The organism is uncultured Kordia sp., from assembly GCF_947489565.1.
Lineage (GTDB): Bacteria > Bacteroidota > Bacteroidia > Flavobacteriales > Flavobacteriaceae > Kordia.
This window is the reverse complement of record NZ_CANLEA010000012.1, coordinates 22270-35892: the sequence shown is the minus strand read 5'-3', so window position 1 is coordinate 35892 and position 13623 is coordinate 22270. Positions and strand designations below refer to the sequence as shown.

15 protein-coding genes are annotated in these 13623 nt (G+C 32.4%); 9 read left to right on the top strand and 6 right to left on the bottom strand.

The features are described from left to right. Positions 1-164: 164 nt before the first annotated feature. Entirely contained in the window at positions 165-821 is a 657-nt protein-coding gene (locus Q0845_RS16670) for a YceI family protein (RefSeq protein WP_298515584.1), read from the top strand. Between the two features lie 142 nt (positions 822-963). On the opposite strand, the gene Q0845_RS16665 is transcribed toward Q0845_RS16670, so the two are convergent. The 5 genes from Q0845_RS16665 to Q0845_RS16645 form a co-directional block, all read right to left on the bottom strand. Further along, on the bottom strand, positions 964-1230 hold the full coding sequence (locus tag Q0845_RS16665; RefSeq protein ID WP_298515581.1) for a hypothetical protein: 267 nt from the start codon (positions 1228-1230) through the stop codon (positions 964-966). 63 nt (positions 1231-1293) lie between these two features. Further along, entirely contained in the window at positions 1294-1902 is a 609-nt protein-coding gene (locus Q0845_RS16660) for a tetratricopeptide repeat protein (protein WP_298515578.1), read from the bottom strand. Between the two features lie 16 nt (positions 1903-1918). Further along, positions 1919-2830: a TIGR01777 family oxidoreductase gene (locus Q0845_RS16655; RefSeq protein ID WP_298515575.1), complete on the bottom strand. Its 912-nt coding sequence runs from the start codon at positions 2828-2830 to the stop codon at positions 1919-1921. A gap of 86 nt (positions 2831-2916) precedes the next feature. Continuing rightward, positions 2917-3588 carry a tRNA (5-methylaminomethyl-2-thiouridine)(34)-methyltransferase MnmD gene (gene mnmD, locus Q0845_RS16650; RefSeq protein ID WP_298515573.1) on the bottom strand — a complete coding sequence of 224 codons (672 nt, stop codon included), beginning with the start codon at positions 3586-3588 and terminating at the stop codon, positions 2917-2919. 2 nt (positions 3589-3590) lie between these two features. Beyond that, positions 3591-4103, bottom strand: coding sequence for a DUF4920 domain-containing protein (locus tag Q0845_RS16645; RefSeq protein ID WP_298515570.1), 513 nt, complete (start codon positions 4101-4103; stop codon positions 3591-3593). A 133-nt stretch (positions 4104-4236) separates the two neighbouring features. Between Q0845_RS16645 and Q0845_RS16640 the strand changes: the two genes are divergently transcribed. Then, the gene (locus Q0845_RS16640; RefSeq protein ID WP_298515920.1) at positions 4237-5301 is read left to right on the top strand and encodes a branched-chain amino acid aminotransferase; all 1065 of its coding nucleotides are present in this window, start codon (positions 4237-4239) and stop codon (positions 5299-5301) included. A gap of 198 nt (positions 5302-5499) precedes the next feature. Here the strand turns inward: Q0845_RS16640 and Q0845_RS16635 are convergent, their stop codons facing one another. Next, complete coding sequence (locus Q0845_RS16635; RefSeq protein WP_298515567.1) at positions 5500-5886, bottom strand: nucleoside triphosphate pyrophosphohydrolase family protein; 387 nt, start codon at positions 5884-5886, stop codon at positions 5500-5502. 154 nt (positions 5887-6040) lie between these two features. Here Q0845_RS16635 and Q0845_RS16630 point away from each other — a divergent pair, with 154 nt between their 5' ends. The 7 genes from Q0845_RS16630 to Q0845_RS16600 all read left to right on the top strand — a co-directional run bounded on the left by Q0845_RS16630 (position 6041) and on the right by Q0845_RS16600 (position 13609). Beyond that, positions 6041-6232 carry a hypothetical protein gene (locus Q0845_RS16630; protein WP_298515565.1) on the top strand — a complete coding sequence of 64 codons (192 nt, stop codon included), beginning with the start codon at positions 6041-6043 and terminating at the stop codon, positions 6230-6232. Between the two features lie 167 nt (positions 6233-6399). Next, on the top strand, positions 6400-7014 hold the full coding sequence (locus tag Q0845_RS16625) for a response regulator transcription factor (RefSeq protein ID WP_298515563.1): 615 nt from the start codon (positions 6400-6402) through the stop codon (positions 7012-7014). Positions 7015-7098: 84 nt separating this feature from the next. Beyond that, positions 7099-8205 carry a hypothetical protein gene (locus Q0845_RS16620; protein ID WP_298515560.1) on the top strand — a complete coding sequence of 369 codons (1107 nt, stop codon included), beginning with the start codon at positions 7099-7101 and terminating at the stop codon, positions 8203-8205. A gap of 26 nt (positions 8206-8231) precedes the next feature. Then, positions 8232-8681 (top strand): hypothetical protein, encoded by a 450-nt coding sequence (locus Q0845_RS16615; RefSeq protein ID WP_298515557.1) that lies wholly within the window; start codon positions 8232-8234, stop codon positions 8679-8681. 1 nt (position 8682) lies between these two features. Further along, the gene (locus Q0845_RS16610) at positions 8683-10482 is read left to right on the top strand and encodes a sensor histidine kinase (RefSeq protein WP_298515555.1); all 1800 of its coding nucleotides are present in this window, start codon (positions 8683-8685) and stop codon (positions 10480-10482) included. Between the two features lie 94 nt (positions 10483-10576). Then, positions 10577-12454: a hypothetical protein gene (locus Q0845_RS16605; protein WP_298515553.1), complete on the top strand. Its 1878-nt coding sequence runs from the start codon at positions 10577-10579 to the stop codon at positions 12452-12454. Between the two features lie 129 nt (positions 12455-12583). After that, a complete protein-coding gene (locus Q0845_RS16600) occupies positions 12584-13609 on the top strand; it encodes a hypothetical protein (RefSeq protein ID WP_298515550.1) in 1026 nt (341 codons plus the stop codon). Positions 13610-13623 lie beyond the last annotated feature (14 nt).

Below are 13623 nucleotides of genomic sequence, written 5' to 3'. Positions count from 1 at the left end.
TGTCCAAAAAATTTTTATTATTTGCTTTTTAGATGGCAAAAGTACTGCCATTTATGATAAAATGTCAAAATGTCACAAAAATATTTTCTGTAGTTTCCATCTTTAAAATGTAATAGTATTTGTAATTTTACAATTAGACTTTTATAAATTATAAATAACAATAGATGAAAAGAAAATTTTTAGGTTTGATTGCTTTTGTTGCCGTAGCAGTTTTGACGGTTTCTTGTGGAGAAAAGAAGAATGAAACAAAAGCGGAAGATGCAAAAACAGAAAAGAAAATTACTTCAGAAGCTGTAAAGTATAAAGTAGATACTGAAAAAACAGTAGTGACTTGGAAAGGTTCAAAAGTGATTGGCGGAAGTCATAATGGAACAATGAAAGTATCGGAAGGTACTTTTGCTGTGAAAGACGGAAAGCTAGAAAGTGGAAATTTTCTTATTGATATTAATTCTTTGACAGTGTTAGATATTCCGGCAGATGATAACGGAAATGCTAGTTTGAAAAAGCATTTGTTATCTAAAGATTTCTTTGAATCGGAAGTATATGGAAGTGCCGCTTTTTCAGTAACAGGAATCAGTGAAAAAGATGGAAAAACAATGATTGAAGGGAATTTGTCATTAAAAGGAGTAAAGAAAAATATTTCTTTCCCAGCAAAAGTAAGTGTAGAAGGAAATACAGCGACAATTGTTAGTGAAGTATTTACCATCAATCGTACAGATTTTGGAATGAAATATGGTTCTTCTTCGTTTACAGATACTTTAAAAAATAAAGCAATTAGTGATGACGTTGAGTTGTCTGTAAGTGTAGTTGCTACAAAATAAAACGTAACTAAATATAGTGTAAGGTAAACCGACTTCGTGTCGGTTTATTTTTTGTATATAAATTAAGTAAGGAAAGTTACAAAGGGAAACTAATAGAAAGGTTTTATCAATTTTGATTTATAATCATTCATACAGCTTTTCATTATAGAAACGGATTTCCTTTTTTACGCAATATGTTCAAATAGTGTTCGCAAAGCGAATTGATTTCTTCTAAGTTTTCAGCATAAAATAATTTAAAAATAGCTGCAGTATCACAACTTACGCCTAAAACATAACCCGTTGGGAATTTTTTTAATGTTACAGCCGATTCCGTTGCAATATCTTCTTCCTTCATCAGTACAGGAAATTCTGTTGCATCTCCAGCAAGGTTGAATGCTTCTGCTTCTGTGATTTCTTTGATGGGATTCATGAAATATGCTTTTTTAAGATATTAATTAAAGAAAGTTACTGAGTGAAATTTAGCAATATTTAGTCATAACAATTCAAATAATTTATTGTCATGCCAAATAATCCAAACTTCTTGATTTGCTACTCCATATCCATTTTTAAAGCTTTTGTCGATCCAAAAAGCTGCTAGTTTTAGATCTTTTTTTACACCATCTCCATAAAAATAATTCAGTCCTAAATGGTATTGAGCTCGTGCATTACCTTGTTCGGCACTTTTTCTGTACCAATTTGTGGCTTTTTTTAAATTGATTGAAATTGCTTCAGAGTTGGTGTTTTTTCGTGAATTTCTATTACCTGGTAATTTATCTATTTCATTAAATTCAAATGACCGTTTTTCATACCAATACGCATATTTTTTATATACCTTTGAAGGAAATTTATCGTCAAAAATAAATCCCAATTTGTACTGTGCAAGATGATTGCCTTGTTGTGCACTTTTCTCTAACCAATACAGTGATTTGTTGTTATTTTGTTTAGTTATCCATCCATTATAGTAGATTAAGCCTAATTGATATTGACTAAAATCGTCGCCTTTTTCTGCTTTTAGTTTAATGGTTAGAAATGTATCGTCAGTTTGTCCAATTGCTAGTTGTCCAATTAGGATATAAAAAATGAAAAGGAATTTAGATTTCATTGAAAGTAGATGAATTTTATTTTTTAAGCAAGTCTTCCAAAGAAGGTCTTAGAGTTGGAAAGTTGAATTGGAAACCAGTTTTTTCTATTCTTTCTGCATTTACTTGCTGACTCGAAAAGAGTAGTGTACTCATTTCACCCAACATCAATTTCATTACAAATTTGGGTATGTTTGGTAAAAAGAATGGTTTTTTTAAGACACTTGCTATTTCTTTGGTCAAGAGTTTGTTGGTGGTTGGATTTGGACCAACTCCATTGTAAATTCCTGTGATATTTTGTGTCAATACATACAAATACATACGAGCAATATCATCAATGTGAATCCATGATTGCCACTGTTTTCCTGAACCTACAGCGGCACCAACTCCATATTTTACAGGTTTTATCATTTCGACTAAAGCGCCGCCTTTTTTTGAAAGCACGATGCCCGTTCTGAGAATAGTTACAGGAATTTCTAAAGATTTGAATTGATTGGCATGTAATTCCCATTGTTTGACAACTTTGCCCAAAAAATCATCAGATTCAGCTTCGGTATCTTCTTTATAATTTTCAGTAAGTGAACTTGGATAAATGGCAATTCCGGAAGCGGAAATATAATGTTTTATCGTATGATTTTTTGTGTTGCGAAGCAATTTGAATAATACGTTTGCTGTATCGACACGACTGCTCACAATTTCTTGTTTGTAGGTTTCTGTCCAGCGTTTGGCAATATTAGCTCCTGAAAGATTCACAATAGCATCAACACCTTCTAAACAAGCTTCATCGATTTCACCTTGAGTTGGATTCCAATAAAACCCTTTGTAGTTTTCAGATTGCTCAATTTTGCTTTTACGTGTCGTTAAGTAATGCACTTCATGATTTTCTTGCAAACATAAGTTTGTAAGTGCTGAACCAATTAATCCTGTTGCGCCACAGATAAGTATTCGCATAGCAATTGTTTTTCTTTTCACTGTAAAAATACGGTAAAAAGAACAGATGAAGGTAATTAGCTGCGATTTTGGTATTAAAAATTATATCATTTTGTAGCGCGAAGCATCTCTCGTTTGCCTGGCGGACCTGGAAGTCGCTCTACTTGAAAACCTACTTCTTGCATGGCACGACGTACACTTCCTTTGGCTGCGTACGTGACTAAAACACCGTTGTTTTGTAATGCATTGTACATTTTTTGAAAGATGTCAACGGTCCACAATTCAGGTTGTACACGGGCACCAAAAGCGTCAAAATAGATAAGATTGAAAGCTTCTTGATCGTTGATTTGATCAAAGAATTGTTGCCTTTTGGTTAGGTTGAAGTCTTCTGTGAGTACCTTTTTTGTTTCCCAATCGCAAGCATGCATGGAATCAAAAATAGAAGCTTCAGTAGCTGCTTTTAGTTCTGAAATATAATTTAACTGCGAAATTTCTGCGGAAGCGACAGGATAGGCTTCCACACCAATATAGTTAATGGAGAAGTTATGTTTTTTAGCTTCTAAATAGGTCATAAAAGCATTCAATCCTGTGCCAAATCCAATTTCTAGAATATGAATTTGTTCAGGATTGAACGTATTTTTTGTGTGATGAAGCCCTGTTTTTATAAAAACGTGCTCCGCTTCTTGAATAGCACCATGTGTAGAATGATATTGTTCATTCCAATCTTCCAGATGAATTGTGGTAGATCCGTCTCCTGTGGTGATAATTTTGCGTTTCAAGCTTATTTTTTCAGCAATACACCATCCGCTACAAACGAAAGTGTCTTTTTAGGTGCTGTGATTTTAGCAATTTCTTCGGCAGATTTACCAGCATCTTCTGCATAATGCTTTAATTCGTCTACAGAAGTTTCTTGAACAAATGCTTTTCCATTTACAATGACTTCTCCTTTTGCATCAAGTGGCATAAAGAATCCGTAATCTTTAAATTTCACCATTACTTCTTTTTCCTCTCCTAAATCTAAACGCATCCAACATCCTTTCTTAGAACATACAGAATTGATATTTGAAGTAAATTTTACATTGACTGTATCACCAACTTTTAGACTGTTATATTTTTCATTGATTTGTGCTGTTGTCAACACATCTTTTGCGTCAATTTTTTCACCAAAAGAAGCATATGCTAGTTGAGGAGTTTTTGTTTCTTGTGGCTTTTCGGCTGTCTTTTCGTTTGTTTTCGCGTCTTTACATGCAATTATGGTAGCCGCTGCGAATATTAAAAATACAATTTTCTTCATTTTTATTAAATATTTCTTAAAATTATCGAGGTTTTGTTATGAATAATTAATTTTACGAACCAATTTTTGTTGAAAACTAAGATTCTTTTAAAGTTAATTATTTGTACCTTTGCACAAAATTAAGAATTATATGATGAGTGACCTTTCTATTGATATAAAAATTTCCAAAGTTTCTGAGAGTAAAATCCAAAATGTTGATTTTGACAATTTAGCATTTGGAAAAGTTTTTACAGATCACATGTTTGTATGTGACTATATTGACGGAGCATGGCAAACGCCAGAAATTCTTCCTTACCAGCCACTTACAATTGATCCTTCGGCTCGTGTGTTTCATTATGGACAAGCTGTTTTTGAAGGTATGAAAGCTTTTAAAGATGCACAAGATAAGATTTGGATGTTTCGTCCAGAAGATAATTTTGATCGTATCAATAAGTCATCACATCGTATGGCAATTCCGCATTTTCCAAAAGAGTTTTTCTTTAAAGGATTGACAACGTTGTTAAAAATGGAAAAGGATTGGATTCAGAAAGGAAAAGGAAACTCATTATACATTCGTCCATTTGTGATTGCTACAGAACCGGCAATTTCTGCTTCACCATCGAATAGTTATAAGTTTATGATTATTTGTTCGCCAGCACAATCGTATTATGCAGGTGAAGTAAAAGTATTGTTTGCAGAGAAGTTTAGTAGAGCTGCTGATGGTGGTGTTGGATATGCAAAAGCCGCAGGAAACTATGGTGCGCAGTTTTATCCAACAAGTTTAGCGCATGCAAAAGGATATCAGCAAATTATTTGGACAGACGCTAGTACGCATGAATATTTGGAAGAAGCTGGTACGATGAATATTTTCTTTAGAGTAGGAGATACTTTGTTGACAGCGCCAAATAATGATCGTATTTTGGATGGAATTACGCGTAAGAGTGTGATTCAATTGGCAGAAGACAATGGAATTAAGGTTGAGGTACGTCGTGTGACTGTTGCAGAGATTAAAGAGGCAGCTCGTAACGGATCATTGAAAGAGATTTTTGGAGCAGGAACAGCGGCAGTGATCAATCCGATTGCAGGATTTGAGCATGCAGGTGACGAGTTTGAGTTGCCAAAATTAGACGATTCGTATGCAACATTTTTCAAAGAAAAATTAATGAATATTCAATACAATGTTTCTGAAGATCCGCATGGTTGGAGATTTGAAGTGTAGACTACTTAGATTGTTAGAATATTAGACTATTTAGAAAATTAGATTTCACTTCGACTTAGTTTCGTGTGAAACGTAGATAATCAGATATAAAAAAAGTGACTTCCATCGAAGTCACTTTTTTGTTTTATAAGAGTACATATATTCTTTGAAATATCTCAATTCTCAATACTAATAGCTCACTACTATAATAAGTCAATACTACTTTTGTAAAATCTTAGCGATGTCTGGTTTAAAATAATTAGGACCTTTGAGAACTTTTCCATCTTCTCGATAAATAGGTTTTCCGTCTTCTCCAAGTTTGCTCATATTACTGCGTTGAATTTCTTCGAAAACTTCGGTAATCTTTTCTTGCATTCCATGTTCTATGATGGTTCCACAAAGAATATATAACATGTCGCCTAATGCATCTGCAACTTCTACTAAATCATTGTTTTGTGCAGCTTCTAAATATTCTTCATTTTCTTCTTTCATGAGGTTAAAACGCAGCATGTTTCTAGCTTCTCCGATATCGGCAGTTGGTGTATGTTTAATTCCCAAACCAAATGCTTCATGAAATTCTGTAACGGCTTCTATTCTTCTTTTCAAATCGTATTATTTTAGTTAGAACGAGTTCATAATTATGATTCGAAATATACTTGATTATTTAGCGCATTTTTTAGGGAATTGGATTTTATTTTGAAACTTTTATTAACAACCTTTCCGGTTTAATTCGTAATTTTGCCAAAAAATAATACGCTTTATGCCTTTTTCTACTGGTCAACTTATTTTTGCCGCTTTTTTTGTAATTGTTTTTGCCGCAGTTATGATTTATGCATATCGAAAAGATATCAAGCTTCACAAGCGTTATTACAAAGGAAGTTTAAAGGTTTTAGCTGTTTTTATTCTCTTCATTATCACGATTGTAGTGATTAAAAAATTCATTGTTTCTTAATTTTAGTTTGTATTCTACCCTGCATTTTTTTAAATTGTAAGAAAACTAACTAAAAACCACCATAATATAAATACGTTTATTACCGTTTTTTCAGTAATAGGATTCCCAAATCGTTGAAATTTATATTCGGCGCATATAGTTTGTTTGTAATTTTAAGACCCTTACATATGATTACAGTCGCTATTGCAGAAGATCATCAAGCACTTATTGATGGTATTATTTCGTATTTGGAATACGAGGAAGATATTACAATTGTTGGACATGCTAACGATGGAGAAGCTTTACTCAAGATTGTTAGGCATAAACAACCCAAAGTTGTGATTTGTGACATTCGAATGCCAAAAATGGATGGTATTGTTGCCACGCGTCATATAAAAAAAGAATTCCCGCATATCAATGTATTGACCTTTACGATGTACGATCAGGATAAAGCTGTAGAACAAATGTTAGCGGCTGGAGCGACAGGTTATATTTTGAAGAACTCACCTTTAAAAGTGGTCTTGGAAGCTATTCACACACTTGCGGATAATAAGACGTACTATGATGCCAAGTTAAACATTGATCAAATTTCTAAGAACAGTTCGAAATCTATTTTATCGAGACGCGAAAAGGAAATTTTGGCACTCATTGCGCAGCGAAAAACTTCACAAGAAATTGCAGACTTACTTTTCATTTCGAAATCAACGATAGATACACATCGTAAAAACATGATTCAGAAGCTCAACTTAAAAGGCGCCAATGAGTTATTGGGCTATGCGATAGAGCAGAAATATGCTTTTTAGGGTGGTCGTTTTGTGAGAATACCTATGTTTGGGTATGGTGGAGTGGGTGGAATTTTGGGAGATTTGTAGTGTAAAATAACAATTATGAGCAAAATTGAATTATCAGAAGCTGAAGACGCCTTAGATGAATACGCTTTGAATTTATTAGAAAAGAATGATGTATATGAATACATTGCAATAAAAGAAGATCAGACTAGTGGTTATGTATTTGAAATAGGTATGAAAAGAAGAGGGTTGAGACCTATGTCACGCCCAATCATTCCTAATAATAAGTATGTTAGGAGTCTATATAAAGGGGTTTTACTTTCAGATTACATACCAGTTCCAAAATCATATGTGCCTAAAAGGAATATTTGTTTTTTTGAAGAAAGGCATTTTCTAGATAAAAAAATAAGAGTTCATTTTGAATATAATTATCTCAACGAGGTTAAAGCCTTAAAAGAAGTGAGTGTAGAAAAAAGAGTCTCTTATGAAGACTATGATGATTTCGAACTCAAAATACAACCAGGAAATACAATTGCAGATAATCTTTCGCTTGGAGGTACTTTAGGTTTAGTTTTTAAACTTAAAAAGTTTGAGAATAGATATTTTGGGTTATCAAATTCACATGTATTAAATTCAACGAATAAGAAAAAGAAATTATTTAAAATAAAAACACATTATCCTTTTTTTAGTAGAGAAGGAAGGAATAAAGTTGGTTCTCTATTTTGGAGTGAGTATTCAGATTATTTAGATGCTGCAATTGTAATTTTTCACAATGATGCTCATGAAAGATTAGAACTTAATAATAAGTGTAACTTTAATATTGATATAGAAATTGGAGAGCCAGTTTTTGGTAAACAAATTGGAATATGTGGCGCAGATACACAAATTTCTTATGATGTAACAAGAAATAAAAAACACATTTATTCTACAAATGCATATGTTAAAATCCATAATTCATCAGGAGAAAAGATTTATAAAAATCAAATAATGATTGATCATTTTACTACTAATGGAGATTCAGGATCAGTCATCATTGATAATTCAGGAAAAATCATTGGTTTACTTATAGGTAGCAGTATAGGCCATAAGAAATTTTCTATTGCAAATAATATTAACAAAATATTTAATCATTCTTTTGAAAAACCACAAAAAGTCTTTTTAGATAATAAAGAGTCTTTTTTTGTAGAGTCTTTTGAATTAGCATAAATTATTAACTAAAAATAAATAAACTTATGAGTGTAGTATTTCCAAAATTTCATCTAGGTCTTTTTAAAGAACAATCAAGAAAAGAATTATTTTTTGAAGATGAAGATTTATTAATAATGATAGAATATGATTTTGATGCAAGTGATAATATTGATAGTATAGAGTTTTCTCTTAAAAGTAAAAATCAGAGAACTTATAGTATTATAAATGTTAACCCTTGTTATGATCAATTCAAAGTTAATGTTATTTATTATGTTATTCATTTTTTAGTAGAAGATGATAACCCTAATATTGAAAATAGTTTTACAGCTAAAAACCCTACACATATACCAGATATAAATCTTACTTCTGATGATAAAAGAGGTTTAGCAATATTTAGGTTTAGTTTCCATACAAATCCAAATTATGATGATCCCTGTTCAATTTCAGAAGAGCAACCAGAAACCAAAGACGGAGCAATCATAGTTAGCATATGAAATGAAATTACTTTTACATATAAAAAAAACGATTTTACCAGCATTTTTACTAATTGCTGGTTTTTGTGTTTCTCAGAACAGCTTGTTAGATTCATTATCAAACAATTTTGGAAAACTGTCAATTACTGATGTTCGTGAATTATTAACTCAAATAGATACTTTGCAAATAAAATCTTACGATAAAGCGCTTTGGTATTTCTATTCGGGATTAAATTATCGTAAAAATGATCAGCACGATTTGGGATTTAAAGATTTACTAACGGCTGAAAAACAATTTACTTCAATAGACAGCATAAAAGACGCAGCAGATACTAATTATGAAATAATTGTGCTGATATCACATCAAGGAAAAAATAAAGTAGATACGACCCCTTTCTTAGATAAATATATAGCGTTTGCTCAATCTCAAGATAATCCATTGATTCTTGCCAGAGCTTATTCTAGAATTGCGGTTAATTATATGAAAGTAGATAGCTTTCAAAAATCACAAGAATACTATCTAAAAACATTTGATCAAATCAAAAAAATCAAAAAAGATACTATTAGAGAAGTAAGTGATGCAAAAATAAAACTTAATTACGGATCTTTATATAGAACTGTATCTAAAGAAAATGGAGGAGAGAAAGAATACGATTCAGCATTGTATTTTTATAAGAAAGCTATGCCAATTTTTCTTAAATATAAATTGAGTAATGATATTGCCACTACGTTTAGTAATATAGCATATACATATTTTGGAAAAAAAGAATTTAATAAAGCAATCGTTTATTATAAAAAAGCTGACTCTATATCTTTAATTGATAATATCAGCAAAACAAAACTCATTTTTTATAAAAATATGGTGGAAGCTTATGACAGTTTGAAAGATTATAAAAATGAAGTTTTTTATCTAAAAGAAGTTCTTAAATTAGCTGATAGTATAAATGATAGAGAGCAAGATAAAGTAATTTCAGAATTAAATGAACGTTATCAAAATGTAGAATTAAAAGCAGAAAATCTTGAAGAAAAAGCAAGAGCATCTAAAAAGAATACACAACTAATTGTATCACTTTTTATCCTAGCCCTAGTAATCATCTCAGCATATCTCATCCAAAAAAATACTCGTAAAAAACAACTCCTTGCCGAACAAGCCAAAGACCTAGAAGCACAAAAAGTATCTACCTTACTCAAAGAGCAAGAACTCGCAAGTATTGATGCCATGATTGAAGGTCAGGAAAAAGAACGGAAACGGATCGCAGAAGACTTGCATGACGATTTAGGAGCCTTGATGGCAACCATCAATTTACATTTGGAGAATGTAGGTTCAGAAAACAGTCCGAATGCATTGAATAAAACAAAAACACTATTGGGAGAAGCGTATGACAAAATACGAAACATCTCACATGCCAAAAATGCAGGCGTCATTGCAAATGAAGGATTGTTAGTTGCTGTAAAAAACATGGCTTCAAAGATTAACAATGCCAATACAATTGATGTAGAAGTCATAGCGCCCGAACTGAAAAACCGATTGGAAAACTCCTTAGAATTATCATTATTCCGAACCATTCAAGAATTACTGGCCAATGTTATCAAACATGCAGAAGCCACCAAAGCCACGATTCAATTGACGCAATTTGATGAAAGCTTAAACATTATCGTGGAAGACAATGGAAAAGGTTTTGACGCTAGTACGATCAAAGAAAACGGAATTGGATTGAGCAATATTAAAAAGCGTGTTGCACATTTGGAAGGAACACTTTCTATCGATAGCACGCTCAAACGAGGAACGACAATCGTGATTGATATTCCATTAAAATCATAATTACTGCAAACACAAAAATACCTACAAATGTGTATTTTTTGTATGACATAAAAGCGCTACATTTATAAATATTAAACTACAATCATTATTTATTATGAAACCATTTTTACTCGCTTTTATAGGTTTTTTTTGTATGCTATCAGTTTCAGCACAAGAAACTACTGTAACTGAAAATCCTTTTGAGAAAAAATTAAAGGAAAAACAAGAGTTAGTTTATACATTAATAGATGATAAAGAAGAATTTGACAGGGAAACTGCAGTATTAGAAGTTGAGCTTGCTAAGTTAACTGATGAAGAAAAAATTGAAGAGGCAAAAGAGAACATAAAAAATCGTAAAGAGACTTCTTCTGAAAAGAATAGCGATATTATAAATGCTTGCAAAGACTACACTAAATACCGCGAATATGTAGAAGAGTATGAAGATATTTCAGAAGAAATACTAAATAAATATAAGGCTAGAGTCTGTGAATTATACAAAGAAGAAAAAGAAGAACTCGATCCAGAAAAATTTATCATCGTTGGCGATAATGATCCTGTAAAAGCCGATAGCCTATTTAGTAATGCCAGCGCCAGACAAGTATTGTCGAATGTATTTAGTATTGACAGTAAAACGAATTTAGGAACCTTTGAAATTCCTGGAGATAATTCTTTTATCACATTTTATATAAAAGAAAATACTGATTTTTCTGAATTGTTTGCAGAGAAACCTTATGCTGTAAGTATACGACAAAAGAAAATCGAAAAAGGAAAAGAAGGAGAAAAAGAAGAAGAAACAGTAGCTATTGAATCACAACAAGGACTTAATTTTGTTCACGCAATACCAGAAGGTGCCTTATTCAAATCAATTCAAATAGAATTACGGGAAGGTGGAATTGTAGACACACGCTTAGTATTAAAATCTGTAGATGGAAAGTTTGAATTTTATTTTGAAGGAGTAACTCCTGTTAGTATTTTAAACTATACGCGAAAAGTCAAAAAAAGCTTTTTACAATATTCTCATAATGTGAGCTTGGATGGTAAAGGTGTGTATAATGAAAATGCACTTAAGAATTTGTTAGTAAGATATACAGATGTACTGGATTATCACCCAAATGCGGGAAGCAATTATGTGCCAGATGATGTTTCGTATACATTTCCATCTAAAAATGATGATGATGAAGCCAAAGAAACAGGAAGGCGCTCATATCAAGTTATCAATGACAATCATTTACAGCATGTATTAGATTTAAGAACGTATACAGATTTGCTTGGTTTGTTTGGCGATGAAGCTAACGGATTGTTTCAAATAGAAGGAAGAGCAGAATTTTTTATTCATCCGTTCAATGTACGCAGAGAAGCATTTTATTATCTGAAGAAAATAACGCCGTATGTACGTTATTCTAGACTTGATGAAGACAATGACTTTTTACAAGCAACGATGCCAGATATGGACAATCCAAATCCAAATCCTGCAGAGCCAGATAACTTTTTCTTTAATGATAGCAAGTTAGATTTACTCGAACGATCAAACCTAGAAATGGGTGTGGATATGAATGTGATTAATTTCAGATTATTCAAAGAATCACCATTTTGGACTTCGTTATATGTTCCTTTCAGTTACAATGTCACAAAAGTGCGAACAGATGCTAGTGTTGATAATAATGACGCCAATTTTAAAACCTTAGGACTTGGTGTGGGACTCAATTTTGAAATACGTCGTTTTAATAATTTCGGATTGAATTTTGGATACGAACTCAAAGGCTATTCCTTTATTGGAGATTATGCCGAATTCAATTTATCAGAACCTGGTTATATGCGAACGCAAGCCGTAAAAGCTGAAATTTTCTATTATCCAGGACTTGACAAATCGAACTCTATATTCTTGCGCATGCGAAGCATTAGAGACATCAGTTCTGGCAATGGAGATTCCTTCTTTCAATTGCAAGTTGGATATCGATTTACACTTGGAGTTGGTGCGATAAAAGCGAGGTAATACATCATTTTATTATTTTTTCTGGCAATTTTTGTGAATTAGCTGCGTTATTAGGTCATATCACGACTTTTTTAAATAGACTACGTAAGGAAAAGCAAAACTACATTCACAATCTAAAACAGAAAAATAATGAAAAAACTCTCACTTCTTGTATGTGTGTTGGGATTGCTATGTAGTTGCAGCAGTAATGATGATAATGATACGCAACCAGGTTATTCGATCGAAATTAAAAATATTGAAACCTTAGTCGCAGAAAGCAAAATCAAAGTATCTTTTAAACTCACAGATGAAAACGGTATTGGTGTGTCCAATCAAACCGACAGCGATTTTAATTTATATGAAAGAGCCATCAGCGATGGAGAAACCGAACAACTCATCGATCCAACGGAAGCACCGCGACTCATTGTGCCAAATCCTCAAAATTATCGGTATGCAACCATGATTGTAATGGATTTGAGCGGAAGTGTTATTGATGAAATTGAAAACATAAAAAGTGCCGCAACGCTATATGTTTCCAACTTATTTAGTGAAATAAATAGTGGCGCGTTAGAAGTCGCTATTTATTATTTTGATGGAAGAGAACAACTGCAAGAATTGATTGGTTTCTCAACGTCAAGTCAAAACATAATTGCAGCTATTGCAGGCATGAACCAAAATTTACAGCAAGATATTTCTACCAATTTGTATGGAGCTGTAGTACAAAGTTGCGAACGAATGCAGGCTAAAAAACTAGAAATTCAAAACGATCCGAATACAAATATTTGGTCGTCTTCAATGGTATTTTTCTCTGATGGACAAAATCAAGATTTCTTCAATAATAGAAACGATATGAATGCGAGCATTAACGCTACTGTAAGCAATACAGGTTTTTATGTCATTGGAGCTGGAAACAATGTAGATGCTAGAGTCATTGCAGATATTGGACGTAACGGACAATTTTTAATCGATAATTATTCACAATTAACCACAGGACTAAATAGTGTGCTAGATGTTATCAGAAGAGAAGCGAATAGCAACTACGAACTTGAAATTTGCACTGCCAAAAGTGGAACGAATGTAGCTTTTAGATTGGAATCGATAGGAACACCAACAAGTGGAGGTACAGGAAGTTACGATACCAATGGTTTTACAGGAAATAACTGTACGATTAATTAATTTCAAAGTATGAA

Coding starts and splice junctions, on each gene's coding strand:
- Q0845_RS16670 (WP_298515584.1), top strand. CDS start 165: ATGAAAAGAAAATTTTTAGGTTTGATTGCTTTTGTTGCCGTAGCAGTT.
- Q0845_RS16665 (WP_298515581.1), bottom strand. CDS start 1,230: ATGAATCCCATCAAAGAAATCACAGAAGCAGAAGCATTCAACCTTGCT.
- Q0845_RS16660 (WP_298515578.1), bottom strand. CDS start 1,902: ATGAAATCTAAATTCCTTTTCATTTTTTATATCCTAATTGGACAACTA.
- Q0845_RS16655 (WP_298515575.1), bottom strand. CDS start 2,830: ATGCGAATACTTATCTGTGGCGCAACAGGATTAATTGGTTCAGCACTT.
- Q0845_RS16645 (WP_298515570.1), bottom strand. CDS start 4,103: ATGAAGAAAATTGTATTTTTAATATTCGCAGCGGCTACCATAATTGCA.
- Q0845_RS16640 (WP_298515920.1), top strand. CDS start 4,237: ATGAGTGACCTTTCTATTGATATAAAAATTTCCAAAGTTTCTGAGAGT.
- Q0845_RS16630 (WP_298515565.1), top strand. CDS start 6,041: ATGCCTTTTTCTACTGGTCAACTTATTTTTGCCGCTTTTTTTGTAATT.
- Q0845_RS16625 (WP_298515563.1), top strand. CDS start 6,400: ATGATTACAGTCGCTATTGCAGAAGATCATCAAGCACTTATTGATGGT.
- Q0845_RS16620 (WP_298515560.1), top strand. CDS start 7,099: ATGAGCAAAATTGAATTATCAGAAGCTGAAGACGCCTTAGATGAATAC.
- Q0845_RS16615 (WP_298515557.1), top strand. CDS start 8,232: ATGAGTGTAGTATTTCCAAAATTTCATCTAGGTCTTTTTAAAGAACAA.
- Q0845_RS16610 (WP_298515555.1), top strand. CDS start 8,683: ATGAAATTACTTTTACATATAAAAAAAACGATTTTACCAGCATTTTTA.
- Q0845_RS16605 (WP_298515553.1), top strand. CDS start 10,577: ATGAAACCATTTTTACTCGCTTTTATAGGTTTTTTTTGTATGCTATCA.
- Q0845_RS16600 (WP_298515550.1), top strand. CDS start 12,584: ATGAAAAAACTCTCACTTCTTGTATGTGTGTTGGGATTGCTATGTAGT.